This window comes from Pseudoalteromonas sp. APC 3495 (genome assembly GCF_030407645.1).
Classification (GTDB): Bacteria; Pseudomonadota; Gammaproteobacteria; order Enterobacterales; family Alteromonadaceae; genus Pseudoalteromonas; species Pseudoalteromonas tetraodonis.
Window position 1 is genome coordinate 1 of the sequence record NZ_JASDDA010000052.1, and the last position, 25,359, is coordinate 25,359.

Sequence of the window (25,359 nt, forward strand, 5' to 3'; positions counted from 1 at the left end):
ATAAGTGGCCTGTCTATCTATTTGCTACTTGTTGATTTTTTGGTTTTAAACCGCAAAAAAGCGCCTTTACGGCGCTTTTTTATTGTGTGGGATTTAGTTGTCGAGGGTGATAATAAACTTAACCCCACCCAATGATGAGTCTTCAATTGCGCACTGACCTTTATGCCATGACACAATTTTACTTACTATCGCCAGCCCTAGCCCAAACCCTCCGGTTTTTTTATCACGACTTTTATCTAAGCGCGTAAACGGCTTAAATACTTTTTCGCGCTCAGAGAAGGCAATACCAGGGCCATCATCTTCAACCACTAGCAGTAACTTTTCATCGGCAGTACTTAAACTAATATGTACACTTTTCGAGGCATGTTTAAGTGCATTACTGATTAAGTTTTGCAGCACCCGCGACATAAAATGACTATCGCATAAGTAAATAAATTGAGTGGGGAGCGTTGTTGTTAGTTTAATACGGGTATCAAAGTTTACTTTTTCAATATTAGTTTTAATTAATGCAACGATATCGCAAGGGGCTAATTGTAGACTGGGTTGCTGTGTATCTAAACGGGCGTATTCCAACATTTCAGATACCAAGGACTCCAGTTCATGAATATCCATTTGCATGTCAGATAAATACTGCTGTGCTTTGGTATCGTGAGTTTTATCCTCGAGTATTGCAATAGCAAACTTCAACCGCGCTAATGGCGTTCTAAATTCATGAGATACAGAAGAGGTGAGCTCTTGCTGAGCACTCAGTAAAAACTCAATACGTTGCTGCATTACTTGCAATGTATCGGTGATGGGTAAGAAGAATGACTTTGAGCCATCGCTTAATTGAAAATCTTGCGAGCCACCCACTGCCTCGCATGCATGACTCAGCTTTGCAAAGTCTCGCCACAACAAAAAGCTCCACAAACCTATTGGTAAACTTATAATAAACAACACCAGTAAATACGGTAACACAGTCCCTGAGCTGCTGTGTTTAACACCTACAGGGCCTACTTGTAGCAATTGTGAATTATTTAGCGTTACATACCAAACGATACGCTGCTGTTTATCATATAAATAAAGGTAATGGTTTTGAAATAGTTGTGCTTGCTGTTCTGGTGGGAGCACCAGATCTTGCTGGGCAATGACTTGGCTATCAAAATTATGTTTAAGCTGCTCAAGCCCATCTGGGGTTTGTGAAAGCAGCCATAAAGACTGCCCGAATTCGTCATCTAACAATACACTTTGCTGAGATTCATCATAGGGCCAAAACTGCTCTATAACGCCACTAACAATAAACAAAGAGGCAATAATATACACGTAAAGGCTTATAAATAGCTTTCCCATTAACCTAGCCTAACACCTTGCATTTATTACATATCCCACGCATCTGATACAAATAGATAGCCTTGCCCCCATACCGTTTTAATTCGATAGGGTTTATCACTGTTATCACCGAGCTTTTTACGAATGCGTGATACACGAACATCCACCGTGCGGTCTAACCCGTCGTACTCACGCCCTATCATATGTTGATGGACATGCTCTCGACTGAGCACTTCACCAGCATTTGAAGCCAATAACCACAGCAATTCAAATTCATGAGAAGTCAGGACAATTTCAACACCGCTTAGCTTTACAATGCGGCTGGTTTTATCTATTGATAAATCACCAAATTGAAGTTCTTCAATCGCTTTAACACTTGGCTGTCCACGGCGAAGCAATGCACTAATTCGAGCAAGAAGTACACGCGGCTCTGCTGGTTTTATAACGTAGTCGTCAGCCCCGAGTTCTAAGCCTATGACTTGATCGAAGTCTTCACCCTTTGCTGTCAGCATTAAGATAGGGAGAGTGTATTTGTCACGTACTTGTCGACATACGCTAAAGCCATCTTTTCCTGGCAACATTACATCTAAAATGATCAAGTCGACGTGGTTTTCACTAAGATAAGGGAACACTTCGTCACCGCGTTCTAAAACGTCAACTTCTAAGCCATTATGCTCAAGATAGTCTTTGGTTAATTGTTGCAACCCTAAATCATCTTCAACAAGTAATATCTTTGGCATTTACTGCTCCTAAATTAAAAAAAGCTCCAAGGTGAGCGTAGCCGATGTTTTTTCTTAGCGTATGCGGTTTGCACTTCTATTTGCACACTCGCTAACGATACACCTGTATGGGGATTAATCAGGGAGTATATGGTCTCCACCTGAACACGCGCTTTATAACTAAGTTGGCCTTTTTTGACACCTTGCCAGCATTGTAATTGTGTATCTTGTTGGTATAAACATACATCGCTAGCGGCTGACAGTTGCCACTTAAATTTTAACTCAAGATCACAAAATTCTTGTTGTTCGGAAACCACACAGACTTTGGGTGATACGTTAAGTGAAGAGGCTTTTGCAACGCTAGCGTTGCTAAAAAATGAAGCTGCAAGCACAACCAACATAAAACACTTCATATTAAAATGTATGTTCGAATCCTATAAAGGCGGTCATTGAATAGTCATGTTCAAAAAGCGGGCTGCTATCCATTGCTGAATAATCATAATAGGCTAAATGAAAACGAAGCGCGTTGACTCCATCTACAGGCCAACGGGCGTCGATTTTAGCATAAGGTTGCCAACTACTACCAACTTCTATTTCACCGTAAATAGATTCAGCGCTATTTAAACCATAAAAATAGTTATTTAGTTGGGCTGATTTGTAATTAACGCCTAACGTCGACTTTAACGTTAATTGCTTAAACTCATGGTGATATTGCCATTGCAACGATCCCCTATAGCCATTATAAACGCTGTTTACATCATGCAATAATTGCGCAGAAAATACTTGCTGCTGCTTTACAAAAAAATAGCTGATACCGGCATCAAGTGCGACTCGTCTTTTTTGTATATTATTTATATTTACTTGACGCGGTGAGTCAGTGTGTAGCGATTCTAATATCTCGTTTTCAGACGTTGTTTTAAAGGCGAAAATATTTTGTGGATGCCAATCAATAAAAAAACGTGACTCAGGGTTAATTTCTGACACAAAACTAACGTTATGTTGTTTGCTTTGTAAAAAAGAATAACCAAGGCGGCCATTATCAAAAAACCAATTTTGACCATAATAGGCCACTTGCGGAATAACAACTAAGGGGATGTTATCTGCACCATACAGAGGATTTGTGATCACCCCAACACCAACACTCACACTAAGGTTAAGCTCATCAGTGGATATATGTTGCTGCTTCTGAGCAATCGCATTAGTGCTTAATAGCACTAATAACAGGCATGTGTTTATTCTCAGATGGAACCGCATGAAGTTAATCGCTAGTTTATAAAGTGGCTTTGACCCTATAGTAGCAAGTAGTATGAACACAAGCTCTAGAGGGTTACAATCATTAACAAATTTGATACAAACAGAACACGTTTACATATCGGCCGCTATTTCTACCCGATTACGACCATGGGTTTTAGCTAAATAAAGTGCTCTATCTGCCTTTTCAACTAATAAACAGCTTTTACTAAAAGGCTCCATTAAAGCAATGCCGAAACTGGCTGAAATATTACGTTTATTATTACTGTCTTCTTTTTTACGAATCGTCAATTTGGCAATGCTCAAACGAAGCTGATTACAAAATGCCATCGCATCATTAATGCTTTCAAAGTAACCCGTAATACAAAATTCTTCACCACCAAAACGATAAGCTCTGTATTGCTCTTGTACACTATTTTGCACTTTTTGAGCGACTAGCTTGAGTACCTCATCGCCTTTTTGATGGCCAAAATCGTCATTAAAACGTTTAAAATGATCAATATCGAACATAATCAACACCGCTAATTTACCGTGTTCATTTTGTGAAGAGGCGTTCAAACAAAACTCAACAATGTCTGTATCAAACTTACCGCGATTAAATAATCCGGTTAAGGAATCTTTATCAACCGCTTCTTGGGTCACGCTAAGCGCTTCTTTTAAATCTTTAATTTCGTTGTACGCTTGCGCTAATTTGGTTTGGAATCCACGGGCGTAATCTTGCATCGCAATTGATTCGTCAGTTAGGCGCTCAACGCAAGAAAGGATCTCATTAAATGAGTTAATACTAGAGAGCGTTTTTAATTCATTTTGTGAATCAACTAACGAGGTAGTAAAGCTTTTCGAATATTGAATGGAGTCACTAAGATCAAACTGCATTTGCTCTACGGTGCCATGAAACCTTTCAGACATTTGTTGAAAAAATGCAAGCTCTTCGTCATTAATATGCTTATTAAAAATTTCTTGGGCGGTTTGAGCTGAACACGTATTGTGCAAAGAGATGACTTTATCAAGCTCTGTGTTTAGTTGTGGGTTGTCGCCCTGTACATAACAGTACCAAATAGCATAATTTATTGGCGTTACAGGCATTTTGTATTTAACCATCAACGGAATGGCTTTTTTTAAACACTGGGCAGAATGAGCAAGTGAAACCGTATTATCCATAATTAAAACTCTTAGACATCACAACAAAGATGTTAATAAACACATAAATATTAGCGGTTTATATTAACAGTTTTTTATCATCCAACAAGCCTATATTATGTTTTCCCCCATATTTTGTGCAATATTCCAAAGCGCACTAATAGCAGGGTCGTTTAGTTCTTTATGTAATACAGCCAAACCAATTTTAAACCCTTGTGGTGGCTCGCCTTTATACTCTAAAACCTGAACCTTATCGTTAAGCGGACTATTATCGAGTACAATTTTTGGGATCATGGCCACGCCTAACCCTAAACTCACCATAGATACCATAGCTTCATGCCCTGCCACTTGCGCGTAAATTTTTCCTTGTACATTATTTTTTCGCCACCACTGCTCCAACCTTTGTCTTGAAAATCCTTGTTCAGCAACAATAAATTCAAGCTCAGACCAATCAATAGTTTCGCTACTAGTGGCTAATTTTTCTGTGATCGGACATTGAATAGTGGGTGCAATTAATACCAATGGCGAGTAGCCAATATCTACAAATGCAATTTGTGCAGGTAATTTACTGGGTCTGGCTGCAATGGCCATAGATTCATGTCCATCTAACACTCGGTTAATAGCCAAGGCGGGATCGCCCGTATTTAAGGTAATTTCAATATGCTGATGCTGAGCTCTCAGTTGCTCTAAAATATGATGCAAAAAACTGTAAGACGCGGTAACGGAGCAATAAAGGCTCACATTGCCATAAATATGTTGTTGCGGTTCGTTTAAATTAGCTTTAAACCGCTGCCAATGACTAAGTGTTGCACTGGCATACTCCTTAAATGCAACGCCTTCGCGGGTAAGCTTTACACTGCGATTATCACGCTGGAATAACATCACTCCTACTTCATCTTCTAACTGCTTAATATTACGACTTAAAGTGGGCGCACTTATGTGGCATAACTCACTGGCACGAGAGAAATGAAGCGTTTTTGCCAACGCCAAAAAGTAATTTAAATGCTTATGATCCATAACAACACCAGTATTTCATATTATGAAACACTTTAATTCAAATATATCATTTTACGCAAGAAAAGATTTTCCATATTGTTATTCCAAGCAAAGCAAAAGCAATGCATCTAACAAACTGAATTAATAGGAAACTTATCATGGCAAATTATTTTAATAGCTTACCTTTACGCGAACAATTAGCGCAATTGGCACAATGTGAATTTATGGGCGCAGACGAATTTAACGACGGTGTTGCTGCACTTAAAGGTAAAAAATTGGTAATTGTAGGCTGTGGCGCACAGGGCCTAAATCAAGGCTTAAACTTACGTGATTCTGGTTTAGATGTAGCCTATACACTACGTGATTCAGCCATTTCTGAGCGTCGTCAGTCATTCTTAAATGCATCTGACAATGGTTTTAAAGTGGGTACATATGAAGAGTTAATCCCAACAGCCGATGTAGTACTTAACTTAACACCTGATAAACAACATACTGCAGTTGTTAATGCCATCATGCCATTAATGAAACACGGCTCAACCCTTGCCTATTCACATGGCTTTAATATTGTTGAAGAAGGCATGCAAGTTCGTGAAGACATTACCGTTATTATGGTTGCACCAAAATGCCCGGGGTCAGAAGTACGTGAAGAGTATAAACGCGGCTTTGGTGTACCTACATTAATTGCGGTTCACCCAGAGAATGATCCTCAGGGCCATGGCTTGGCACAAGCAAAAGCCTATGCAGCAGGTACAGGTGGTCATCGCGCGGGGGTACTTAAATCATCATTTATCGCTGAAGTGAAATCTGATCTGATGGGCGAGCAAACCATTTTATGTGGCATGCTACAAACTGGCTCTATTTTATGTTTTGACAAAATGATTGAAAAAGGAATTGATGCCGGTTACGCCTCAAAGCTTATTCAATATGGCTGGGAAGTGATCACAGAAGCACTTAAATATGGCGGTGTGACAAACATGCTTGACCGCTTATCAAACCCTGCAAAGGTTAAAGCGTTTGAGCTAAGTGAAGAGCTTAAAGTGATTATGCGTCCTCTTTATAACAAACACCAAGATGACATTATCGATGGCACATTTTCACGTGTAATGATGGAAGACTGGGCAAATGATGACGCTAACTTACTAAAATGGCGTGCTGAAACTGCAGAAACTCATTTTGAAAAAACCCCTGCAGGCGATGTAGAAATTGCTGAGCAAGAATTTTTTGACCACGGTATTTTAATGGTGGCAATGGTAAAAGCGGGTGTAGAACTGGCATTTGAAACCATGACAGCGGCCGGTATTATTGCAGAATCTGCCTATTATGAGTCACTGCATGAAACGCCGCTGATAGCCAATACTATTGCACGCAAAAAGTTATTTGAAATGAACCGCACTATTTCAGATACCGCTGAGTACGGCTGCTATTTATATAACCATGCCTGTTTGCCGCTTCTACAAGAATTTATGCAAGGTATTGATACTGATGTTATTGGTAAAGGCTTAAAGGAGCAAAGTAATCAAGTTGATAACCAAACTTTAATTCAAATAAATACGGCTCTACGTGAGCACCCTGTTGAGAAAGTAGGCGCAAAATTACGCGGCTACATGTCCGCAATGAAAAAAATAGTTTAATTCTATAACCCTAGAACTTTCACTTGTTAGAAACCAAGCCCACTTGCATTTTGCTGTGGGCTTTTTTAAGTGCAAATTAATCATCAATAGCTGAAAATAAATAATGTGCTAAAATAATTCCCCTCATTGCCTCAGTTGTAAATATAAGCACTATCATGACGATACAAAATCTCTCTATTACTCAAAAAATAACAGCCCTTGGAAGCATTATTGCTATTTGTGTTGCTGTATTAATTGGTTTGACGTCTTTGCATAACTCAAAGAATATTATTGAGCAACGCATGATCGAATCTGAACTGCCAAGTAAATTGCAAACAATCAGTAATCATATTGGTGGCGAGATCAATGAACTTCTTGGTGCAGCACAGCAGCTTTCGGCAAATACCTTTATTTTAGATTGGGCAAATGCTGGCAACAACAACGACACGCTATTACTTAAAGAGCTCAATCGTTTGGTTGACCAATACGATCTTGCCACGGCTTCGTGGGCGAATAAAAACACTGCACAATATTGGAATCAAGATGGCTTTTTACGTGTTTTAAAAAATGATGCCGCAGATGGATGGTTTTTTGCTTTTACACAATCAAAGCAACCTTACTCAATTAGTATTTATCAAGAGTCAGAAAACGATGTAAAAATGTTTGTTAACCACCAACAACCTAATGGTTTAGGCTTGGCAGGCTTAGCAAAAAGCATTACAGATATGCAAAAGCTGCTACAACAATTTAAAATTGAGCAATCAGGGTTTGTGTTTATTGCCGATAAAAACGGATTAATTCAGTTACATAAAGATGCAGACAAAGTCGCTAAGGTTAATATAGATAGTATTTACAGCGCTAATATTCATAACAAATTACTTAATAAAAACGGCTTCGCTTTAGAGGAAGTAAATATCAACGGGCAAGCCACACTCATTGCAGCCACACCGATTAAAAACACTGACTTATTTGTATTAGCTCAAGTCCCAAAAAGCGAAGTCTTTTCTAGTGTAAATACCCTAGAGTGGCAAATATTCACTTTCACTATCATCACTGCGCTAATCGCAAGCGTGATCAGTTACTTATTAGCTCGCTCTTTAGCTTCACCGTTATCAACAATGGCTGAGTTATTTTCGCGTTTAGGGCGTGGCGATGCAAATTTAGCCTATCGCTTACCAACTTCTCCCCAACCTGAGCTAAATAATTTAACCACCGGCTTTAATCAATTTATTGAAAAAATAGAAACCGCTATTGTGCAAGTAGCTAATGAGAGCCACGGTATTCGCCACAGCTCAGATCATGTATTTTCGCAAGCCAAGCAAAACTCTTTAGCGCTTGATAAGCAAAAAGAGCAAACTATTTCAGTTGCAGCAGCCATTAATGAAATGGGCGCTACAGTGCAAGAAATAGCGCAAAGTGCTGCCAATGCAGCTAAGTTAACCAACGATAGCCGCGATAACACCAAGCAAAGCCATCAACAAGTTTTACAAAGCCAAACGACAATCTCAGCCCTTGCCAGCGACATTGACGGCATAACCGAGCAAGTTGCTTTGCTTTCTAAAAAGACTATTGATATCGCTAGTATTGTGGATTCAATTAGAGGTATATCTGAACAAACTAACTTACTGGCTCTTAATGCAGCCATTGAGTCTGCTCGTGCTGGTGAACATGGACGAGGCTTTGCTGTAGTTGCTGATGAAGTAAGAGCGCTGGCGAATCGTACCTCACAATCGACCACTGAAATTCAATCAATGATTGAAGAGCTCACTCATATTTCAGATGACGTTGTCAGCGATATCGGTCAATCAAAAGATAAAGCACAACAAAGCGTAAGCGCAATGCAAAACTCGGTTGAGTTACTTAATACCATTACTGAAACAGCCAATGAAATTAACGATATGGCGACCTTAATTGCCACCGCCACCGAACAGCAAAGTAGCGTTGTGAATGATGTAGGTCGTAGTATTGAGCAAATAAGTGAGATCAGTGATAAATCAATGAGTGAACAAATCAATACAGAACAAGCAATTCGTGATTTAGCCACCAGCGCACAAACACTTGATGCACTCGTTGCTACGTTTAATCAGCAACGTTAAATAGAGTGTTACATTAAAAAATAACCTCTGTACAAAATAACCACTATACTTAAGTGTGTTTTTTGTACAGAGGTGTGTATGAATGCTCTCCAAGGTAAACATTATTTACTGATTGTGTGCCTGCTGGCTCTGTGTGCTTGTAGCACCACAGATAACGCCAATATAAGCGTGCCAATCCCCACTATTACTCCTCCCATGCAATTACAACAGCAACTTGTAGAGTCTGAGCAACAAATATTTCAACTCGACGATAGCCTCAAACAGCAATTAAATGCTTACGTGCAATCGAGTAAATCAGTTGATGAAATAGCGTATAGCCTACTTAGTTTTTTACTCACAAATGGCGATAGCGCTTTATCTTATCAATCCACCGCGACACAAACCGCATCTCAGAGCTATCAAAACTTAAACGCCAATTGCTTGTCACTATCAATTTTAGCATATAGTTTAGCTGAGCATTTAGGGCTTAAAGCTCGCTTTCAAAAAGTACACATTCCGGAGTATTGGTCACTAAATCAGGGATTTAATTTACTCACGGGGCACATCAACCTTGCCATAGACAATAAAACGAAACTCAAAGACAGCTCACTTGTTTATCAGCGTAATAAGCGTTTAATCATTGATTTTGACCCCAATAGCCGACAAGCCCGTTTTGCAACCTCATTGCTTTCAAAAAAAAGAGTGACCGCCATGTTTTATAATAATAAAGGGGGTGAGGCACTGGTAAATAAACACTATGATTTAGCGTTTAGCTATTTCAAAGCAGCAATCAATACGGACGCTTCATTTAGTGCTAGCTGGGGCAATTTAGGGGTACTCTTTAAACAATTAGATGATTTAAAGCAAGCGGAGCAAATGTATCGCTATGCTATTGCCTTAAATACTGATAATAATACTGCACAAGGTAACTTAGCATTATTATACACACTCACAGATAGAGTGGCCGAAGGCGAAAAGCTATTGGCTGAGCTTGACAAAAAACGCCAAGAAAATCCTTACTATCATATCTCGCTTGGTAACAGTGAGTATGTAAATGGTAATTTTAAAGGCGCAATTAGCCACTATAAAAAAGCGAACGCTATGTCACCAACCTTACATGAAAGCCACTTTGGACTGGCGCGAAGTTACTTTGAGTTAAATAATATAGCTAGGGCGGAATTTCATTTGCGTAAAGCCAGAAAAAAAGCAGACTTTACACATGACAAACAACGCTATGATAATAAACTCATCGCATTAAAATCACTTATCGTTAAGGCGAATCATTATTAAATTATTTAGCTTAACCTGCATTGTATTTTTTATAAGTTGGAGTGGACTCTCAAAGCCGATTGAGCCGCAGTTATTCACTGATTTAACAACGCTAACCAGCTCTAAATTAGCAGGCAGAAAAACGAATAGTCACTCGGCTTTACTCACCAGAGAATATTTAAAAGCACGCTTTAAAGAGCATCAACTGACGGTTATAGAACAACCTTTTACTTATCCATCAGGGCTGTTTTCTAAGGCGCAAGGCGTAAATATTGTTGCGACCAAAACAGCAAAAAATTTGCCTGTTATTGTTATTACAGCGCATTACGACCATTTAGGCCTAAAAGCCGGAAAATTACACCCTGGCGCTAACGATAATGCCTCGGGTGTTGCCGCATTACTATACTTATCGAACGCTTTACAGATGCAATCATCCTATGGTTTTATGTTTGTTGCAACAGACGCTGAAGAAAACGGTTTACACGGCAGTGAGCACTTTGCCAAAACAATGCGCCAGTCTCCTATTGCTTTAAATATTAACTTAGATATGTTGGCAATTAAAAAATCGCATAAGCGGTTATACGCGCTAACAAGTCGTTCGTTAAAAAACCAACTCACTCCACTATTTAGCCAAATAAAAAATACGAGTGTCGAATTAAAGCCCGTTTATTCATCACGAAAAATGAGTCGACTCACCAACACGAAACAAATAGACTGGCACAGAGCCAGCGACCATTATTCATTCGCTAAACAGAAAATTCCGTATGTGTACTTTTCGATGGGCGCCGATAATTATCATCACACAGCAAAAGATACGCTCGAAAATATTAATACTGCTCTTTATCAAGAAGCAGTATTGCTAATTGAGGCATTTATTAATCAGCTTTTGACAAACCCTGAGGTATTCAGTCCCCCTTTAAAAGCAGCAACGTAAGCCTCTTTTTTTGCCCGTGGAAGTTTTTTAATCGCATATTCTAATTTACTTGCGTCGCTTTTAGTCCCAACTTGTTGCTGATGAATGAGCACCAGCGGTCCTTTCCCTTTGAGGTTTTTTGCCCCTTTACCCGCTTGGTGCGTTGCTAAACGACGCGCTACATCAACTGTAATACCGGTATACCAATGACCAAGCCGTGTTTGCACTATATACAGTGACCAAACAGCCGGTTTACTTTTACTATTGCACAACTCATCGTTTAAACTTTTTTGATTATTAATGGTCAAAACCTCGCCTTAACGCGCTAAACAAAAAACAATTACTCAAAAGGGTTTTACCTTGAGTGACTAATCGGTATCATGCAGATTATAAAAAATAAGGATCACAACTAACAATGCAGTCGTTAAAAACTTTTTCTCTTTGGCTTATCGTCGCTTTAACGCTTAGTTCAGCCGCAGGTTGTTCTAGCTGGGTATACAGAATCAACATCCCTCAAGGTAACTTTTTAGAACAATCAGACGTTGATAAGCTTCGCGTTAATATGACTCGCGAGCAAGTAATTTATGTACTAGGCAGACCGATTGCCGAAGACGCCTTCGATAAAAATACCTGGCGTTACGTTTACAGCTTTAATAAAGGGCGCGCTAATGAACAATATAAATCATTAGTATTAAACTTTGAAAATGAAAAGTTGGTAACGGTCTCTGGTGACTATGAGCAACCAGAAAACTTTACAACCCCTTTAGAGCAATAAGCCATTTGGGTTTAATTTAAAAAGGTGAGCATGGCTCACCTTTTTTGTATCTAACGATCTAACGGTCGGCCACCAGTTACTTTATTTGCGCGGCCCTCTTCTTTGGCTTTTTCGGCGCGCTTTCTGCGGGCATCTTTAGGGTCGGCAATTAATGGGCGGTAAATTTCAACTCTATCGCCGTCTTTAAGCTCATGATTAAGCTTTACCGTTCTGTTCCATACACCTAAAGTTAAAGCGGTTGCATCAATTTCAGGGCACTTCTTAATAATACCTGATTGGATCACTGCTTGCTCTGCGGTGGTACCTTGGAATACTTCTATATTTAACGTGGTTGCTTTCGTTGGCAACGCAAACACAATTTCAATATTGATCATGCACGCTCTCCATATACCGCTTTTGCACGTTGAGTAAAGGCACTCACCATATTTTTAGCTACATCATTAAAAATTTTACCAAACGCAAGTTCTATTAACTTACTAGAAAATTCAAAGTCTAGCTGTAAATGCACTTTGCACGCATGCGCATCTAATTGCTGAAAATGCCAGCGACCTTGTAAGGTTTTAAAAGGCCCATCGACCAAGCGAAGCATCACTGTTTGCTCATCAATTAGCGTATTTTCAGTGGTAAACCATTTTTTTATACCGGCTTTAGATATTTCTAAACTGGCGGTCATGTTATTATCATGCTGCTTAATAATTTTTGAGTCTGAACAATTAGGTAAAAACTGCGAATAGGCTTCTACATCATTGACTAGATCAAACATCTCTTTAGTGCTGTACATAACCAGCGCACTTTTCTCTATTTGTGGCATACTCACTCCCAACTGTGTGCAGGAATTTTAGCAAGCTTTGTGCGTTTCCCCAAACTTTCATCGCGCTTAAATGAATCCTTCGCTTTTGCATGTATAATTTAAAAAAATCGATGTAAAACATCTTGTATAACGTATATTATAGGGCACTATGGCTAAGAAAAATTCATCAAAATCGACAAGTAATACCATCGCGCTAAATAAAAAAGCGCGACACGAGTATTTTTTACACGACAAGTTTGAAGCAGGTATTGAACTCCAAGGCTGGGAAGTAAAAAGTATCCGAGCAGGTAAAGTAAATATCTCTGAAACTTATATTCATCTTAAAAACGGTGAAGCGTTTTTATTAGGCAGCACAATCCAGCCTTTAAATAGTGCATCAACCCATGTTATTTGCGACCCGCTGCGTTATCGTAAATTATTACTAAGCAGACGTGAACTTGACCGTTTGGTTGGTGCAACCGAGCGTGATGGTTATTCATTAATTGCCACAGCTATGTATTGGAAAAAATGCTGGGTAAAGCTTGAATTCCATTTAGCGAAAGGTAAGAAAATGCATGACAAACGTGAAGACGGTAAAAATAAAGATTGGTCCCGTGAAAAAGAACGCTTAATGAAACATAAAGTTTAAATGAAAAAGCCTAACATCATGTTAGGCTTTTTTTTGCTAAATTTTTAGGAAAATACAAATTATTACAAATTAAAGTCGCTCGGCGTTTTGTTTATCAATAATAACTAAATCACGTTACAGCGCCAAATAGCGAGCATCCTATCGTTTACCTTTATTGAGAAAATCAGTACATATTAGTGCAGATAACAAAATCATCTTTGTGGCCAATTGATAACAGTCAAGTTACATGGTATTAATAATTCGACTTGTAAAACAAGTAAATTATTAACATATCAACAAGGACTTAAGGATACATACCAACCCTTTATAGAAAATGGACGCTCAGCGAGAATTTAAAAGTACTTAGGCAAGGCATTTGAATGAATTAAGAGTGGCTCTCTTTAAAATTCAAAAAACGCAGTTTAAGCACTTTTAAAACTCGCCCTATGGGAGAGCATCTGCAGAACTTTCTCTGCGTTACCACTCTTCGTAATAGAAACCACTATTACATCATCATGGCGCCTTGATAAAATCCAGCAGAACGCTCTCTGAGCAAACATTTTCTATGATGGGTTGGTATCGCTCAATTGCATTTAAACCGAGCTTAATCATCGGTGCTACTATCGCATTGTCAGCAGGTTTTAGTACAACGACTTATGCTGCACAGCAAACTGCAGAAAAAGTAGAACGTATTCAAGTAACAGGCTCTCGTATCAAACGTTCGGACATCGAAGGCCCGTCTCCAGTACAATCCATTAATAAAGAAGACATCGAAAACATGGGTTATGACAACCTACAACAGCTTCTTGAAAGAATGCCTGTTGCAGGTAATGGTACTTTTTCAACCCGTGGTAATAACCAAGACTCAACCGCAAATGGCTCAGCTGCCGTCAGCCTTCGTGGCTTAGGCGCCGATGCTACCTTGGTACTTATTAATGGTCGTCGTGTTGCAATCAGTGCATTTGCTGAAGGGATCACCAACTCATTCGTTGATATCAACAGTATTCCTGTTTCAGCAATCGAACGTATTGATATTTTAAAAGATGGCGCCTCAGCAATCTATGGCTCTGATGCTGTAGCGGGTGTTGTAAACGTTATCTTGAAAAAAGATATTGACGGTATTGAAGTAAACTTAGGTTACGGCGGCACAGATGACCCTAACTATGAAGAAACTACAGCCAGTATTGTTTGGGGTACTACTAGTGCAAAAAGTAGCGCATCCGTTATTATTGATTACTTTAAAAACACCTCTTTATCATCAGATGAAATGGGGCGTTTAGGTACTGCTAATCAATCTCCATATGGCGGTGAAGATTTCCGTTCATCACGTGGCTTCCCTGGCTACTTCTATGTTGATGGCGTTAAAACAATTGACCCTGCGTGTCCTGCAGAAAATGCAACATCAAGTGGCAGTTGTTTATTTGACTATGGTCCATTTGGCTATATTGCACCGGCATCAGAACGTGTAGGTGCTATTTCACAATTTGAATACCGCTTTGATAATGGCATAACGGGCTTCTTAGAAATGGCCGTTCAGCATAACAGCTCAATTGCAGCAGGTGCCCCTACGCCACTTGATGAAGATGCGGGCTTAACAGTACCAGGTAGTCACCCTAATAACCCATTCGGCCAAGATATTGAAATAGGTCGTTACAGAACCGTAGATGCGGGTGCGCGCCAATGGGATATCGAATCAGACACATTACGTTTTGTTGCTGGTTTAAAAGGTGAAATAAACGATTGGAGCTGGGAAACAGCGGTACAAAAAGGACGTAGTAAGTCATTACAAACTGGGGACCGCTCACAAGGTTGGGTACGCACCGACTTCTTACAACAAGAAATTGATGCCGGTAACTACAACCCATTTGGCGGCACTTACAACGATCCAGCCGTAATTGATAGAATTACTACGAGCTTGGTTCGTCAAGGCGAGTCTCATATGACGTCGTTCGATGCTAACATTTCAGGTGAAGCATTTAGCTTTGGTGATGATGTTGTCATGATGGCGGCCGGTATTGAATACCGCGAAGAGGACGTAACGGATACGCCAGATGATCAATTCCAACGAGGATTAATCTTTGGTACCGAGTCTGTGTCAGCTGCAGCAGAGCGTGATCAATACGCTGCCTATGTAGAGTTTTCAATTCCACTTGCTGAGAACTTAGAGCTACAACTTGCTGGTCGTTACGATGATTACAGTGACTTTGGTACCACAACCAATCCTAAAGTCGCTTTACGCTGGGCACCTACTGATGAAATCACAGTGCGTGGTTCTTGGGCACAAGGCTTTAGAGCACCGTCACTTGCACAAGTAGGTTTAGGGCCATCTCAAGAGAGCCAGTTCTTTATCGATAATTACCGTTGTGACGCAACAGGTAAAGATTGTGATGCGCTAGATTACAACATTGAATTTGCCGGTAACCCAGATTTAGAAGCTGAAGAGTCTGAATCTTGGAATGTCGGGTTTATTTGGGCACCCACAACTGACTTTGGTTTAAGTGTTGATGTGTGGAGTATCACCCAAGATAATAAGATTGATGAGCAAGAGTTTGGTCCAATTTACAACTCAGAGTGTAATAACCAAAATAGTACAGTATGTGTTCGCTTACCACCATCAGGTACAGACAGCCTAGGAACTATTCAAAAGATTTTCAGTACTTTTGAAAACGTTTCATCACAAGAAGTTTCTGGCGTAGATATTTCAGCAAACTACAACCATTCACTGGATGATTTAGGCTTACTGAAATTCAATTTAGAGTGGGCTTACCAAGATAAATTTGAAAAAGACGACCGCGATTACACCGGTGAATATGGTTACCCAGAGCACCGCTGGATTTTCTCAACAAACTGGGAAATTGGCCAATTCAACACGAACATGAACATTAGTTATGTGGGTGAGTTTGAAGATACGCCAGATATCGATTTCGATGGCAACTTAGACTTCGATAGTAATACATCGCGTACTGTTGATTCACAAGTACTGGTAGATTTACAAACATCATACCGTATTACTGAGTCTGCAAAAGTATCGCTAGGTGTTAATAACTTATTTGATGAAGAGCCACCATTTGCAATTGGTGACGGTGATTCAGATCTGTATGGTTACGCATCGGGTGTACACAACCCTCGAGGTCGTTACATTTACACTAAAGTGAGCTTTTCGTTTTAATTAAAAAGAAATAAAAAAACCGCCAACATGGCGGTTTTTTTATCTTAAACTAAAGGGCTAAATTATAGCTCGCCTTCGTTTTCAGATAAGAATTTAGCTACGCCTTCAGGGCTTGCGTCCATTCCTTTTTTACCTTCAGTCCAACCAGCAGGACATACTTCACCGTGCTCGCTGTGGAATGCTAGTGCATCTACCATACGGATCATTTCGTCGATGTTACGACCCAGTGGTAAGTCGTTCACTACTTGGTGACGTACGTTACCTTCTTCGTCGATTAGGAAAGAACCACGAAATGCAACGCCCGCTTCTGGGTGCTCAACGTCGTATGCTTTACAGATTTCGTGTTTAACGTCTGCAACTAGTGCGTATTGAACTTTACCAATACCGCCGTCTGCTACAGCCGTGTTACGCCATGCGTTGTGTGAGAATTGTGAATCGATAGAAACACCAATTACTTCTACGCCACGTTTTTGGAATTCTGCATAACGCTTATCAAAAGCAATAAGCTCAGAAGGACATACAAATGTGAAATCTAGTGGGTAGAAAAAGATTACTGCTTTTTTACCTTTGATTTTTTCGTGAAGGTTATAGCTATCTACAATCTCACCGTTACCTAGAACAGCTGCAGCGGTAAAGTCTGGTGCCTGACGGCCTACTAATACACCCATTTTATTCTCCAAATATTTTGAGTTTATTGTCAATTGCTTACGCAATACTGATTACTAATATGGGCACTAATTTTAAAATTACAATAGCAACCATATTTAATTAAACATTATTCTATGGCTATCAAAAATAAATTAACAATCGTATTTATAGATAGCACCGTTCTAAAATAGCGAACGCTTGATAAAAGGACTGATTTTTAATCATAAAAAAACCTGCTTTAAGCAGGTTCTTTTTACTAATCCATAATATCGCTAGGCATATCACCGCGAATATGTTGCCATATTTCGCCGGTTTGATGACCATATTTACGCATCATGAATATTGCACCATCGTGCTCTTTATTCTCAGCAAGCTTAGTTAAGTCTTTATAAAACTGGCGTGCAAGCTCGCGAGTGCGAGGATCTGAAAAGTAATGGCAGCCAATCTTAGAATAAAAACCTTTAAAGCCATTAAGGATGAGCACATAAATGCGATTATTACCGGCAACAGCTAATTCATGATGAACTTTATAATCATAATCTGCAAACGCTTGCGCGCTGTCTTCTAATTCATCGCTTTGTGATAAAATTTCGATAACACGCTCTGGTGCAAGTTTTATAGCTGCACGGGTATAAATTGCGCTGATATTAGTACGTGCTGAGAGTAACTGATCGGTTAGCTCTGGCATTTTATCTTCATCTAAACGTGCCAGTGTTTCAAGGATATTTAATCCTGAGGTTTCCCAAAAGTTATTAACGCGAGTAGGTTTACCATGTTGTATTGTTAACCAACCGTCTCTAGCTAATCGCTGTAATACTTCTCGTAATGTGGTTCTAGTAACACCAATTAACTCTGAGAGTTCACGCTCAGCAGGCAGAATTGAACCTGGAGGAAAATCACCATTCCAGATTGACTCTACTATGTATTCCTCAGCAAATCCTGCTGGGCTTTTCGCTTTAAAAATTCTCATTCAATTCCTACTCGAATTAATTCACATCACATCGCTACATACGATTAACTGACTGATTGTACCAGACAAGCCACAACTAACAAGTAAAGTAAGTTAAATTACCTAGGTATGTGATTAAAAAGGCAACTTTACTTGTATGATTCGCTAGTTTTACCGATAGGTTTTAAACACAATATGAATGCCAACCTATTATTCATACCAGACACTTTGACTATTATTATTTAGTTGTTTACACCCTCTATAAGCTGGACTAAGTTAATGACATTAACCAGACTATTAAACGCCTCCCTAGGGAAAAATCATGCAACAGAGTGTCCCATCTGCAATATTTATAAATTTTTTAGGTAAAGCACCTCAATGGTATAAATACACCATTATTGCATTTTTAATAATTAACCCGCTGCTGTTTCAATTAAACCCTTATTTGTCTGGCTGGGTACTGGTTATTGAGTTTATTTTTACACTGGCCATGGCGCTCAAGTGTTACCCACTGCAACCTGGTGGTCTACTTGCCATTGAGGCACTATTAATTGGTATGACATCAACCACGCAAGTTGAACATGAAATAGCACAAAACCTAGATGTGCTTTTATTACTTATTTTTATGGTTGCCGGTATTTATTTCATGAAAGATCTGCTGCTGTATATTTTTACCAAGTTAGTGGTTTCAGTAAGAAGTAAAACCGTTTTATCGCTTGCCTTTGCAATAGCTGCTGCGTTTTTATCAGCTTTTTTAGATGCCCTAACTGTAATGGCGGTTGTTATTGCGGTGGCCATGGGCTTTTATAGTATTTATCACAAGGTGGCCTCAGGAAAAGATTTTATTAGTGAGCACGATATTAACGATGATAACCAAGTAAAAGAGGTAAACCGTCAAGAGCTTGAAGAGTTTCGTGCTTTTTTACGTAATTTACTCATGCATGCCTCGATTGGGACCGCACTTGGCGGCGTGTGTACTATGGTTGGTGAACCACAAAATTTAATTATTGCAGAGCGAGCAAGTTGGCTATTTGGAGAGTTCTTTTTAAGAATGCTGCCCGTTTCTTTACCCGTGCTTTTTGCGGGCTTATTAACAACCTTTTTATTAGAAAAAACAAAAACCTTTGGCTATGGGGCAAAACTGCCAGAAACAATTCATGCTATTTTAAAAAACCATGCACAAACACTTGATAAAAAACGCACCAAACGCGATAGAGTGAACCTCACAATTCAAGCACTTATCGCTATCTGGTTAATTACTGGCTTAGCGTTACATTTAGCAACCGTGGGCTTAATTGGTTTATCGGTAATTATTTTAGCCACGTCGTCGGCCGGCATAATAGAAGAGCACCAACTCGGTAAAGCCTTTGAAGAGGCCCTCCCCTTCACTGCACTACTTTGTGTATTTTTTAGTGTGGTTGCAGTAATCATCGATCAACAACTCTTTACCCCTGTGATTACTTGGGTACTAACATTTGAAGGGCACTTACAATTGGTGATGTTTTTTATCGCTAATGGATTGCTTTCAATGGTCAGTGATAATGTATTTGTCGGCACTGTATATATAAATGAAGTTGCTGCAGCTCTAAAAGCAGGTCAAATAACTCGAGACCAATTTGATTTACTTGCAGTGGCGATAAACACCGGCACAAACTTACCCAGCGTGGCCACCCCTAATGGTCAAGCTGCTTTCTTATTCTTACTTACATCAACACTAGCTCCCGTGTTACGCCTATCTTACGGTCGAATGGTGTATATGGCTTTACCTTACACTTTTGTGCTTACCTTTGTTGGGTTAAGCGCGACTTATTTTGGCTTGAGTGAAATAACCAGTTTGTTTTATGACTGGGGGATAATACAACACCACATCCCTGTAGCGAATTCTGGGCATTAAGAGCTTCCCCGACTTTGAGGAGCTAGGAAATTTCATAGCTCCTCACTTTTTCCCTTTTACTTGCTCCGCTGTTTATCCTACGTCATAATCTAAGCCCTTATTTAAATACGGATTTGTTATGAACTGGCTTGCTAATCTAAGTACTCAACGTACACCTTGGTTATTATTCAGTGGGATTGTTTTTCTGCTTGAAGTCATCGCGCTCTTTTTTCAATACAACATGGGATTAGCACCGTGCATTATGTGTATTTACCAACGCACCGCGGTATTAGGCTTACTTTTTGCCGGTATTATTGGCGCCAGTAAACCAAACAACCTCGTAGTCCGTATTGTCGCTTATACAGTGTGGGGGGTTTCAAGTGTATGGGGGTTACTAATAGCTCGTGAGCACATTGAAATGCAAACAACCACTGACCCCTTCGCATTTAGCTGTGAGTTTGAGCCAAATTTTCCAGAGTTTATGCCATTACATCATTGGATACCGCAATTTTTTGAGGCAACCGGTGATTGCGGAAACATAGATTGGCAATTTGCAGGCTTAAGTATGCCAGCATGGATGGAAGTTATTTTTGTATTGTTTACCGCCACACTTATTGCGTTAGTGGCCAGTCGATTAATCTCTAAAAAGTCACTTTAATATGTTTACTTTTTTTTCAAGCCACGTTGACGAACTTAAACACTTAAAAGTTCGTCAAAGACAAACCGTTATTGCGATCTCGTTAAGTATGCTCTCTCCTAGTGACAGAGTGTTAATGCGTATTGTAAAGCTTATGCTGCTAAGCCCATTTTTTTTAATATTTACCCTTTTTGAAGGATGGCTACTCGTGCCCTTTTTGATTGTGGCTGGTTTAAGCTACCCGCTACTAACCGCCCCCGTAGATGTTAATTTTGCTAAAAAGCACCTTGGTGCTGCCTTAAAACAGTTTAATCAGGGCGCATAGCGCCCTTTTAAGTTAAAACGCCACCTTTCCATCAAGTTTGGCTAGCATTTTTTTACCCACCCCTTTTACTTTAGCTAGATCTTCAAGTGATGAGAAATCACCATTTGTTTCTCTATAATCGATAATTGCCTGTGCTTTTTTCTTGCCAACACCTGGTAACTTAATTAACTGTTTTAAATCAGCAGTATTAATATTAACCACGGCTGATTGCATCTGCTCTGATAGCATATCGCTTTGCGCAAAGGTGCTACCCATAGGTAATAAACATAAAGCAGCGGCTAATGAGATGATTTTAATTAATTTCATACTATTTCCTTTTGTGTTCTTACATGAACATTCGTTGATTATTTACACCCAGCACTTTTACATAACGTTGTGGTTACTAAGTACTAACGGTAACAATCACTCCTTGCGACTCCTTTACTGCAACGCGTTATAAAGTGACTTAATAAATAAAGTAGAGTTACTCTTTATTGTCAACCAAGCTGCAGATAAACTAAGGCTAAAGCTTGCAAAACCACGCGCAAGCTTGTACTGTATATAAAAACAGTAATCTAATGATTTAAATTAATCATATTGCCACGTAAGTAAGCAGGAGAAATCATGGCTGTTGTTGTTAAATATGTTGTAGAACGAAACGGAGTCGAGCGCATGACGTTTACTACTAAAAAAGAAGCTGATGCCTATGACAAAATGCTCGATATTGCCGAGTCACTAGAACTCATGCTTGAAAAAGTAGATGTGCCACTAAGTGAACAACAGGTTGAGTCGCTCGCGCTGGAGATTGCAAAAAGTAAAGACGACTTTATGGCCGTACTTAAAGGTGGTAAAGAAGTACCCACTAAAGCTAAAAAAACAAAGTCAGATAACGTTGCGGATATAAAAGATAAAGCAGCGAGTTAGTACTTTCAAAAGCTCAATAGTAATTATTAAAAAACTGAATTCGGTATTCGAATTCAGTTTTTTTATGCCTTTAAATAATAATAGCTAAAGGTCAGCTAAAGCTAATAAAAAATGCCAACCAGTTAAACTGATTGGCATTTATAAAAACCAACACTTTACGTTAGCTAATCAGTTACAATGACGATTCAACTTCATCAAACAGATCAGTAATTTCTTTTTTCGGTTCAGCTGTCACAAGGCTTCCTACCACAATAGCAATACTCGCTAAAATGAAGCCTGGGACGATTTCATAAATTACACTGCTTAAGCTCTCACCATTAATGGTAATAGGCGCATAAATCCATACAAGCACTGTTAAAGCACCAACAACCATACCGCTAATAGCCCCTTTTAAGTTCATACGTTTCCAGTAAAGGCTAAACAAGACAAGTGGACCAAATGCAGCACCAAAACCAGCCCATGCGTTACTAACTAAATCAAGTATTGAACTATTACGGTCATACGCTAGGTAAATAGCAAATAACGCAACCAGTATTACGCTAATACGCCCTACTAACACCAGCTCAGTTTGCGAGGCATCGCGGTTTAAGTAAATCTTGTAGAAGTCTTCAGTAAGCGAGCTTGAACACACCAATAATTGCGATGAAATCGTACTCATAATCGCAGCTAAAATAGCAGCCAGTAGGAAACCAGCAATTAATGGGTGGAAAATAAGTTCAGCTAATACTAAGAAAATGGTCTCTTTATCGGCAATTGGCATTTGGTTTTCAATCATAAAGGCAGCACCAAATAAACCGGTAAATACCGCACCAATCGCAGATAGTGTCATCCAAGACATTCCAATACGACGCATAGTTGGCATTTCTTTTACTGAGCGAATAGACATAAAGCGAACAATAATATGTGGCTGACCAAAGTAGCCTAAGCCCCAAGCCATCGCTGAAATAATAGCAATGGTAGAACCACCAGCAAACCAATCAAGCATATTCAATGAATGGATTTCACTGGCTTTTGGTGAACTTAACAACTGCTGGTAATTTGCATTTGCTAAAGTATCCATAAATGGCTGATCAAGCATCATATAAGTAGCGATAGGTACTGCAAGCAAGGAGATAAACATAATACAACCTTGCACGAAGTCTGTTAGGCTAACCGCTAAAAAGCCACCAAATAAGGTGTAAACAACAACCACACCTGTGGTGATGTATAAGCCCATTTCGTAGCTCATTTGAAATGAGTTTTCAAATAACTTACCACCGGCAACAACACCCGATGAAGTGTATAAGGTAAAGAAAACAATAATTACTATTGCAGAGATAACACGTAGTATATTTTTGTTGTCATCAAAACGGTTTGCAAAGTAATCAGGAATAGTAATGGAGTCATTGGCTTTTTCAGTATAAACACGCAGCCTTGGGGCGACCAGAAAATAGTTTGCCCATGCACCTAATACTAAACCAATTGCAATCCAAACTTTACTCAACCCAAATAAATACATTGCACCAGGTAGGCCCATTAATAACCAACCACTCATGTCTGATGCACCCGCTGATAAGGCCGCAACACTGGGGGCTAAATTACGACCACCTAGCATATACCCTGAAATATCACTGGTAGATTGCTTATATGCGTATAGCCCTATTCCTAGCATTACAATAAAGTACAATGCCAGTGAAATAATCATTCCTGTTTCCAAATTCGCCTCCACTTAAAAAAGTAATAACAGGCTTGTAATCCAAATAATGACTCTTGAGATTTTATAATTAAGACAGTATTGGAATAAAAGCTTTCTAGCCAACTATAACACGGTAATTGCTAATAACTCCAACCCGCTAATTTAAGTAGATAAAAAACCATCTATTCGCTCGCTTTTAAAACAAATAGAATTAAAAACAATGAGTTTAGATTAATAAAAATCACCTAAGCCATGATATTTTATTAATAATAATTCATTTTACCGATGCTATTTTGAATGTTTTCCAATATATTATTACAATGTTAATCAATTTCTACTGTTTCGGAATCTTGTATGTATTTTTACGCTGCTCGCCAACCTATTTTAGATCGCAATAAGGAACTAATTGGCTACGAGCTTTTATTTCGTGATGGAGTAGATAACGTATTTCCGAACATTGACGGCGACGAAGCAACGTCTCGACTGATTGAGGGCAGCCAGTTTAATTTTGGTCTTGAAGATTTCACCGATAATAAACCCGCTTATATTAACTTTACTTTAGACACCTTATTAAAAGGCTACCCCACGCTGTTAGACAAAAACGGAGTTGTGATTGAAATACTCGAAACCGTTCAGCCAGGAAAACGTCTGCTAGCAATAGTTAAAGACCTAAAAGAGAAAGGGTATACACTCGCCCTAGATGACTATGTCCATCAACCGGTATGGCGTCACTTTTATCCGTTTATTGATATCATTAAAGTTGACTTTTTAACGTGCGATATGGAAACCGTTAAAACGATCATTAAGGACTTAAAACCTTACCCACATATCAAATTACTTGCAGAAAAAGTTGAAACTTACGCGCTTTACAATCAAGCTTTTGAACTAGGTTTTGAATACTTTCAAGGCTTTTTCTTTTCAAAACCAGAAATGGTGCAAAGCAAGGCGTTACCGCCATCGGGCATGGCATTGGCTGAGCTACTCTATGAAACATCCAGCGTAGAAATGGATCTTAAAAAAATCACCGATGTATTTGAGCGTGATGTCAACTTATCGTATAAGCTGCTACGCTACTCAAATTCGGCAGCATTTGCTCGCCGCTCTGAAATAAACACTATAAAACAAGCGCTTATTGTATTGGGCGCGGCTGAAATAAAAAAACTACTCTCTTTATTATTTGCCGCACAAGTCTCTGCAGACAAACCTCTGGAGCTTATTAGGTTGTCGCTAACACGCGCGCGTTTTTGTGAGCTTTTAGCAATTTCACATGGCAAACTTAGAGATACAGGAATAGCATTTTTAACCGGCATGATGTCGCTTATGGATGCCATACTAGATGAAGAGATGGACAGTGTAATGCTTAAACTACCGCTTTCAAATGAGATAAAAGCGGCATTGTTAAACAATGAAGGGCTGCTTGCTGAGTATTTAAACTTAGTAACCCTCTATGAGCAGGGTAACTGGCACGCTGCTAACGATAAAGCCCAACAGCTTAACTTAGGTGATGATGTGCCTGATGCTTACCACGAAGCACTTAATTGGGTTAGTGAACAAATGCAGATAATGATTGATAATTAAAGCGCTCATTAGGGTCTGTTGACCTTTCAAGGTTAAATTTTCAGCAGTCTATTTGGTATTTAGGCAAGGCAGAGCCTATGTGGTGTGGTTATTCCCCATAAATAGGCGATAACGCAGCATCAATGCCA

25 protein-coding genes are annotated in these 25,359 nt (G+C 39.3%); 12 read left to right on the forward strand and 13 right to left on the reverse strand.

Annotated features, from left to right (window positions below; all coding sequences use genetic code 11):
- Positions 1–93: 93 nt before the first annotated feature.
- The 6 genes from QL984_RS15990 to ilvY all read right to left on the reverse strand — a co-directional run bounded on the left by QL984_RS15990 (position 94) and on the right by ilvY (position 5,435).
- Positions 94–1,329, reverse strand: coding sequence for an ATP-binding protein (locus QL984_RS15990; RefSeq protein WP_128583055.1), 1,236 nt, complete (start codon positions 1,327–1,329; stop codon positions 94–96).
- Positions 1,330–1,355: 26 nt separating this feature from the next.
- Positions 1,356–2,048: a response regulator gene (locus QL984_RS15995; RefSeq protein WP_013465514.1), complete on the reverse strand. Its 693-nt coding sequence runs from the start codon at positions 2,046–2,048 to the stop codon at positions 1,356–1,358.
- A gap of 14 nt (positions 2,049–2,062) precedes the next feature.
- Positions 2,063–2,428: a DUF3019 domain-containing protein gene (locus QL984_RS16000; protein WP_028834008.1), complete on the reverse strand. Its 366-nt coding sequence runs from the start codon at positions 2,426–2,428 to the stop codon at positions 2,063–2,065.
- A gap of 13 nt (positions 2,429–2,441) precedes the next feature.
- Complete coding sequence (locus QL984_RS16005; protein ID WP_290172948.1) at positions 2,442–3,281, reverse strand: MipA/OmpV family protein; 840 nt, start codon at positions 3,279–3,281, stop codon at positions 2,442–2,444.
- Positions 3,282–3,392: 111 nt separating this feature from the next.
- On the reverse strand, positions 3,393–4,439 hold the full coding sequence (locus QL984_RS16010; RefSeq protein WP_013465517.1) for a GGDEF domain-containing protein: 1,047 nt from the start codon (positions 4,437–4,439) through the stop codon (positions 3,393–3,395).
- 90 nt (positions 4,440–4,529) lie between these two features.
- On the reverse strand, positions 4,530–5,435 hold the full coding sequence (gene ilvY / locus QL984_RS16015; protein WP_024602050.1) for an HTH-type transcriptional activator IlvY: 906 nt from the start codon (positions 5,433–5,435) through the stop codon (positions 4,530–4,532).
- Between the two features lie 137 nt (positions 5,436–5,572).
- On the opposite strand from ilvY, the gene ilvC reads away from it, so the two are divergent.
- From ilvC to QL984_RS16035, 4 genes are all read left to right on the forward strand, one after another.
- Positions 5,573–7,045, forward strand: coding sequence for a ketol-acid reductoisomerase (gene ilvC, locus QL984_RS16020; RefSeq protein ID WP_036953665.1), 1,473 nt, complete (start codon positions 5,573–5,575; stop codon positions 7,043–7,045).
- Between the two features lie 155 nt (positions 7,046–7,200).
- Complete coding sequence (locus QL984_RS16025; protein ID WP_013465520.1) at positions 7,201–9,120, forward strand: methyl-accepting chemotaxis protein; 1,920 nt, start codon at positions 7,201–7,203, stop codon at positions 9,118–9,120.
- 78 nt (positions 9,121–9,198) lie between these two features.
- On the forward strand, positions 9,199–10,389 hold the full coding sequence (locus QL984_RS16030; protein WP_036953662.1) for a tetratricopeptide repeat protein: 1,191 nt from the start codon (positions 9,199–9,201) through the stop codon (positions 10,387–10,389).
- Positions 10,390–10,582: 193 nt separating this feature from the next.
- Complete coding sequence (locus QL984_RS16035; RefSeq protein ID WP_283241266.1) at positions 10,583–11,302, forward strand: M28 family peptidase; 720 nt, start codon at positions 10,583–10,585, stop codon at positions 11,300–11,302.
- Here the strand turns inward: QL984_RS16035 and QL984_RS16040 are convergent.
- Entirely contained in the window at positions 11,248–11,589 is a 342-nt protein-coding gene (locus QL984_RS16040) for a GIY-YIG nuclease family protein (RefSeq protein ID WP_024602045.1), read from the reverse strand. The genes QL984_RS16035 and QL984_RS16040 overlap by 55 nt on opposite strands.
- Before the next feature lie 107 nt (positions 11,590–11,696).
- Between QL984_RS16040 and bamE the strand changes: the two genes are divergently transcribed.
- The gene (bamE, locus tag QL984_RS16045; RefSeq protein WP_013465523.1) at positions 11,697–12,056 is read left to right on the forward strand and encodes an outer membrane protein assembly factor BamE; all 360 of its coding nucleotides are present in this window, start codon (positions 11,697–11,699) and stop codon (positions 12,054–12,056) included.
- A 50-nt stretch (positions 12,057–12,106) separates the two neighbouring features.
- Here the strand turns inward: bamE and QL984_RS16050 are convergent, their stop codons facing one another.
- Positions 12,107–12,430 (reverse strand): RnfH family protein, encoded by a 324-nt coding sequence (locus tag QL984_RS16050; RefSeq protein ID WP_013465524.1) that lies wholly within the window; start codon positions 12,428–12,430, stop codon positions 12,107–12,109.
- Entirely contained in the window at positions 12,427–12,867 is a 441-nt protein-coding gene (locus QL984_RS16055; protein ID WP_013465525.1) for a type II toxin-antitoxin system RatA family toxin, read from the reverse strand. Before QL984_RS16055 ends, QL984_RS16050 begins: the two co-directional genes overlap by 4 nt.
- 148 nt (positions 12,868–13,015) lie before the next feature.
- On the opposite strand from QL984_RS16055, the gene smpB reads away from it, so the two are divergent.
- Positions 13,016–13,495 (forward strand): SsrA-binding protein SmpB, encoded by a 480-nt coding sequence (gene smpB / locus QL984_RS16060; protein WP_013465526.1) that lies wholly within the window; start codon positions 13,016–13,018, stop codon positions 13,493–13,495.
- A 544-nt stretch (positions 13,496–14,039) separates the two neighbouring features.
- A complete protein-coding gene (locus QL984_RS16065) occupies positions 14,040–16,643 on the forward strand; it encodes a TonB-dependent receptor (RefSeq protein WP_290172955.1) in 2,604 nt (867 codons plus the stop codon).
- A gap of 62 nt (positions 16,644–16,705) precedes the next feature.
- Here the strand turns inward: QL984_RS16065 and QL984_RS16070 are convergent, their stop codons facing one another.
- Together QL984_RS16070 and fadR are read right to left on the reverse strand one after the other, a co-directional pair.
- On the reverse strand, positions 16,706–17,311 hold the full coding sequence (locus QL984_RS16070) for a peroxiredoxin C (protein WP_008109095.1): 606 nt from the start codon (positions 17,309–17,311) through the stop codon (positions 16,706–16,708).
- A gap of 236 nt (positions 17,312–17,547) precedes the next feature.
- Positions 17,548–18,261: a fatty acid metabolism transcriptional regulator FadR gene (fadR, locus tag QL984_RS16075; protein ID WP_008109093.1), complete on the reverse strand. Its 714-nt coding sequence runs from the start codon at positions 18,259–18,261 to the stop codon at positions 17,548–17,550.
- A 301-nt stretch (positions 18,262–18,562) separates the two neighbouring features.
- Here fadR and nhaB point away from each other — a divergent pair, with 301 nt between their 5' ends.
- The 3 genes from nhaB (at position 18,563) to QL984_RS16090 (ending at position 21,075) form a co-directional block, all read left to right on the forward strand.
- On the forward strand, positions 18,563–20,134 hold the full coding sequence (gene nhaB / locus QL984_RS16080) for a sodium/proton antiporter NhaB (protein WP_013465528.1): 1,572 nt from the start codon (positions 18,563–18,565) through the stop codon (positions 20,132–20,134).
- A gap of 118 nt (positions 20,135–20,252) precedes the next feature.
- The gene (dsbB, locus tag QL984_RS16085) at positions 20,253–20,771 is read left to right on the forward strand and encodes a disulfide bond formation protein DsbB (RefSeq protein WP_013465529.1); all 519 of its coding nucleotides are present in this window, start codon (positions 20,253–20,255) and stop codon (positions 20,769–20,771) included.
- A gap of 1 nt (position 20,772) precedes the next feature.
- Positions 20,773–21,075, forward strand: a complete 303-nt coding sequence (locus QL984_RS16090) for a DUF6170 family protein (protein ID WP_013465530.1) — start codon at positions 20,773–20,775, stop codon at positions 21,073–21,075.
- A 12-nt stretch (positions 21,076–21,087) separates the two neighbouring features.
- Here QL984_RS16090 and QL984_RS16095 read toward each other — a convergent pair whose 3' ends face one another.
- Complete coding sequence (locus QL984_RS16095; RefSeq protein ID WP_013465531.1) at positions 21,088–21,381, reverse strand: ComEA family DNA-binding protein; 294 nt, start codon at positions 21,379–21,381, stop codon at positions 21,088–21,090.
- Positions 21,382–21,678: 297 nt separating this feature from the next.
- Between QL984_RS16095 and QL984_RS16100 the strand changes: the two genes are divergently transcribed.
- Positions 21,679–21,978: a YebG family protein gene (locus QL984_RS16100; protein ID WP_013465532.1), complete on the forward strand. Its 300-nt coding sequence runs from the start codon at positions 21,679–21,681 to the stop codon at positions 21,976–21,978.
- A 172-nt stretch (positions 21,979–22,150) separates the two neighbouring features.
- Here the strand turns inward: QL984_RS16100 and putP are convergent, their stop codons facing one another.
- Positions 22,151–23,662 carry a sodium/proline symporter PutP gene (gene putP / locus QL984_RS16105; RefSeq protein ID WP_008113313.1) on the reverse strand — a complete coding sequence of 504 codons (1,512 nt, stop codon included), beginning with the start codon at positions 23,660–23,662 and terminating at the stop codon, positions 22,151–22,153.
- A 345-nt stretch (positions 23,663–24,007) separates the two neighbouring features.
- Here putP and QL984_RS16110 point away from each other — a divergent pair, with 345 nt between their 5' ends.
- Positions 24,008–25,231 (forward strand): HDOD domain-containing protein, encoded by a 1,224-nt coding sequence (locus QL984_RS16110; protein WP_290172953.1) that lies wholly within the window; start codon positions 24,008–24,010, stop codon positions 25,229–25,231.
- Positions 25,232–25,359 lie beyond the last annotated feature (128 nt).

Excerpts from the sequence above, each read along its gene's own strand:
- QL984_RS16100 (WP_013465532.1), top strand. The coding sequence starts at position 21,679 with ATGGCTGTTGTTGTTAAATATGTTGTAGAACGAAACGGAGTCGAGCGC.
- ilvY (WP_024602050.1), bottom strand. The coding sequence starts at position 5,435 with ATGGATCATAAGCATTTAAATTACTTTTTGGCGTTGGCAAAAACGCTT.
- putP (WP_008113313.1), bottom strand. The coding sequence starts at position 23,662 with ATGATTATTTCACTGGCATTGTACTTTATTGTAATGCTAGGAATAGGG.
- fadR (WP_008109093.1), bottom strand. The coding sequence starts at position 18,261 with ATGAGAATTTTTAAAGCGAAAAGCCCAGCAGGATTTGCTGAGGAATAC.
- smpB (WP_013465526.1), top strand. The coding sequence starts at position 13,016 with ATGGCTAAGAAAAATTCATCAAAATCGACAAGTAATACCATCGCGCTA.
- QL984_RS16070 (WP_008109095.1), bottom strand. The coding sequence starts at position 17,311 with ATGGGTGTATTAGTAGGCCGTCAGGCACCAGACTTTACCGCTGCAGCT.
- QL984_RS16010 (WP_013465517.1), bottom strand. The coding sequence starts at position 4,439 with ATGGATAATACGGTTTCACTTGCTCATTCTGCCCAGTGTTTAAAAAAA.
- QL984_RS16025 (WP_013465520.1), top strand. The coding sequence starts at position 7,201 with ATGACGATACAAAATCTCTCTATTACTCAAAAAATAACAGCCCTTGGA.
- dsbB (WP_013465529.1), top strand. The coding sequence starts at position 20,253 with ATGAACTGGCTTGCTAATCTAAGTACTCAACGTACACCTTGGTTATTA.
- QL984_RS16095 (WP_013465531.1), bottom strand. The coding sequence starts at position 21,381 with ATGAAATTAATTAAAATCATCTCATTAGCCGCTGCTTTATGTTTATTA.
- QL984_RS16055 (WP_013465525.1), bottom strand. The coding sequence starts at position 12,867 with ATGCCACAAATAGAGAAAAGTGCGCTGGTTATGTACAGCACTAAAGAG.
- QL984_RS15990 (WP_128583055.1), bottom strand. The coding sequence starts at position 1,329 with ATGGGAAAGCTATTTATAAGCCTTTACGTGTATATTATTGCCTCTTTG.
- QL984_RS16050 (WP_013465524.1), bottom strand. The coding sequence starts at position 12,430 with ATGATCAATATTGAAATTGTGTTTGCGTTGCCAACGAAAGCAACCACG.
- QL984_RS16110 (WP_290172953.1), top strand. The coding sequence starts at position 24,008 with ATGTATTTTTACGCTGCTCGCCAACCTATTTTAGATCGCAATAAGGAA.
- QL984_RS15995 (WP_013465514.1), bottom strand. The coding sequence starts at position 2,048 with ATGCCAAAGATATTACTTGTTGAAGATGATTTAGGGTTGCAACAATTA.
- QL984_RS16065 (WP_290172955.1), top strand. The coding sequence starts at position 14,040 with ATGATGGGTTGGTATCGCTCAATTGCATTTAAACCGAGCTTAATCATC.
- nhaB (WP_013465528.1), top strand. The coding sequence starts at position 18,563 with ATGCAACAGAGTGTCCCATCTGCAATATTTATAAATTTTTTAGGTAAA.
- ilvC (WP_036953665.1), top strand. The coding sequence starts at position 5,573 with ATGGCAAATTATTTTAATAGCTTACCTTTACGCGAACAATTAGCGCAA.
- QL984_RS16005 (WP_290172948.1), bottom strand. The coding sequence starts at position 3,281 with ATGCGGTTCCATCTGAGAATAAACACATGCCTGTTATTAGTGCTATTA.
- bamE (WP_013465523.1), top strand. The coding sequence starts at position 11,697 with ATGCAGTCGTTAAAAACTTTTTCTCTTTGGCTTATCGTCGCTTTAACG.
- QL984_RS16030 (WP_036953662.1), top strand. The coding sequence starts at position 9,199 with ATGAATGCTCTCCAAGGTAAACATTATTTACTGATTGTGTGCCTGCTG.
- QL984_RS16090 (WP_013465530.1), top strand. The coding sequence starts at position 20,773 with ATGTTTACTTTTTTTTCAAGCCACGTTGACGAACTTAAACACTTAAAA.
- QL984_RS16000 (WP_028834008.1), bottom strand. The coding sequence starts at position 2,428 with ATGTTGGTTGTGCTTGCAGCTTCATTTTTTAGCAACGCTAGCGTTGCA.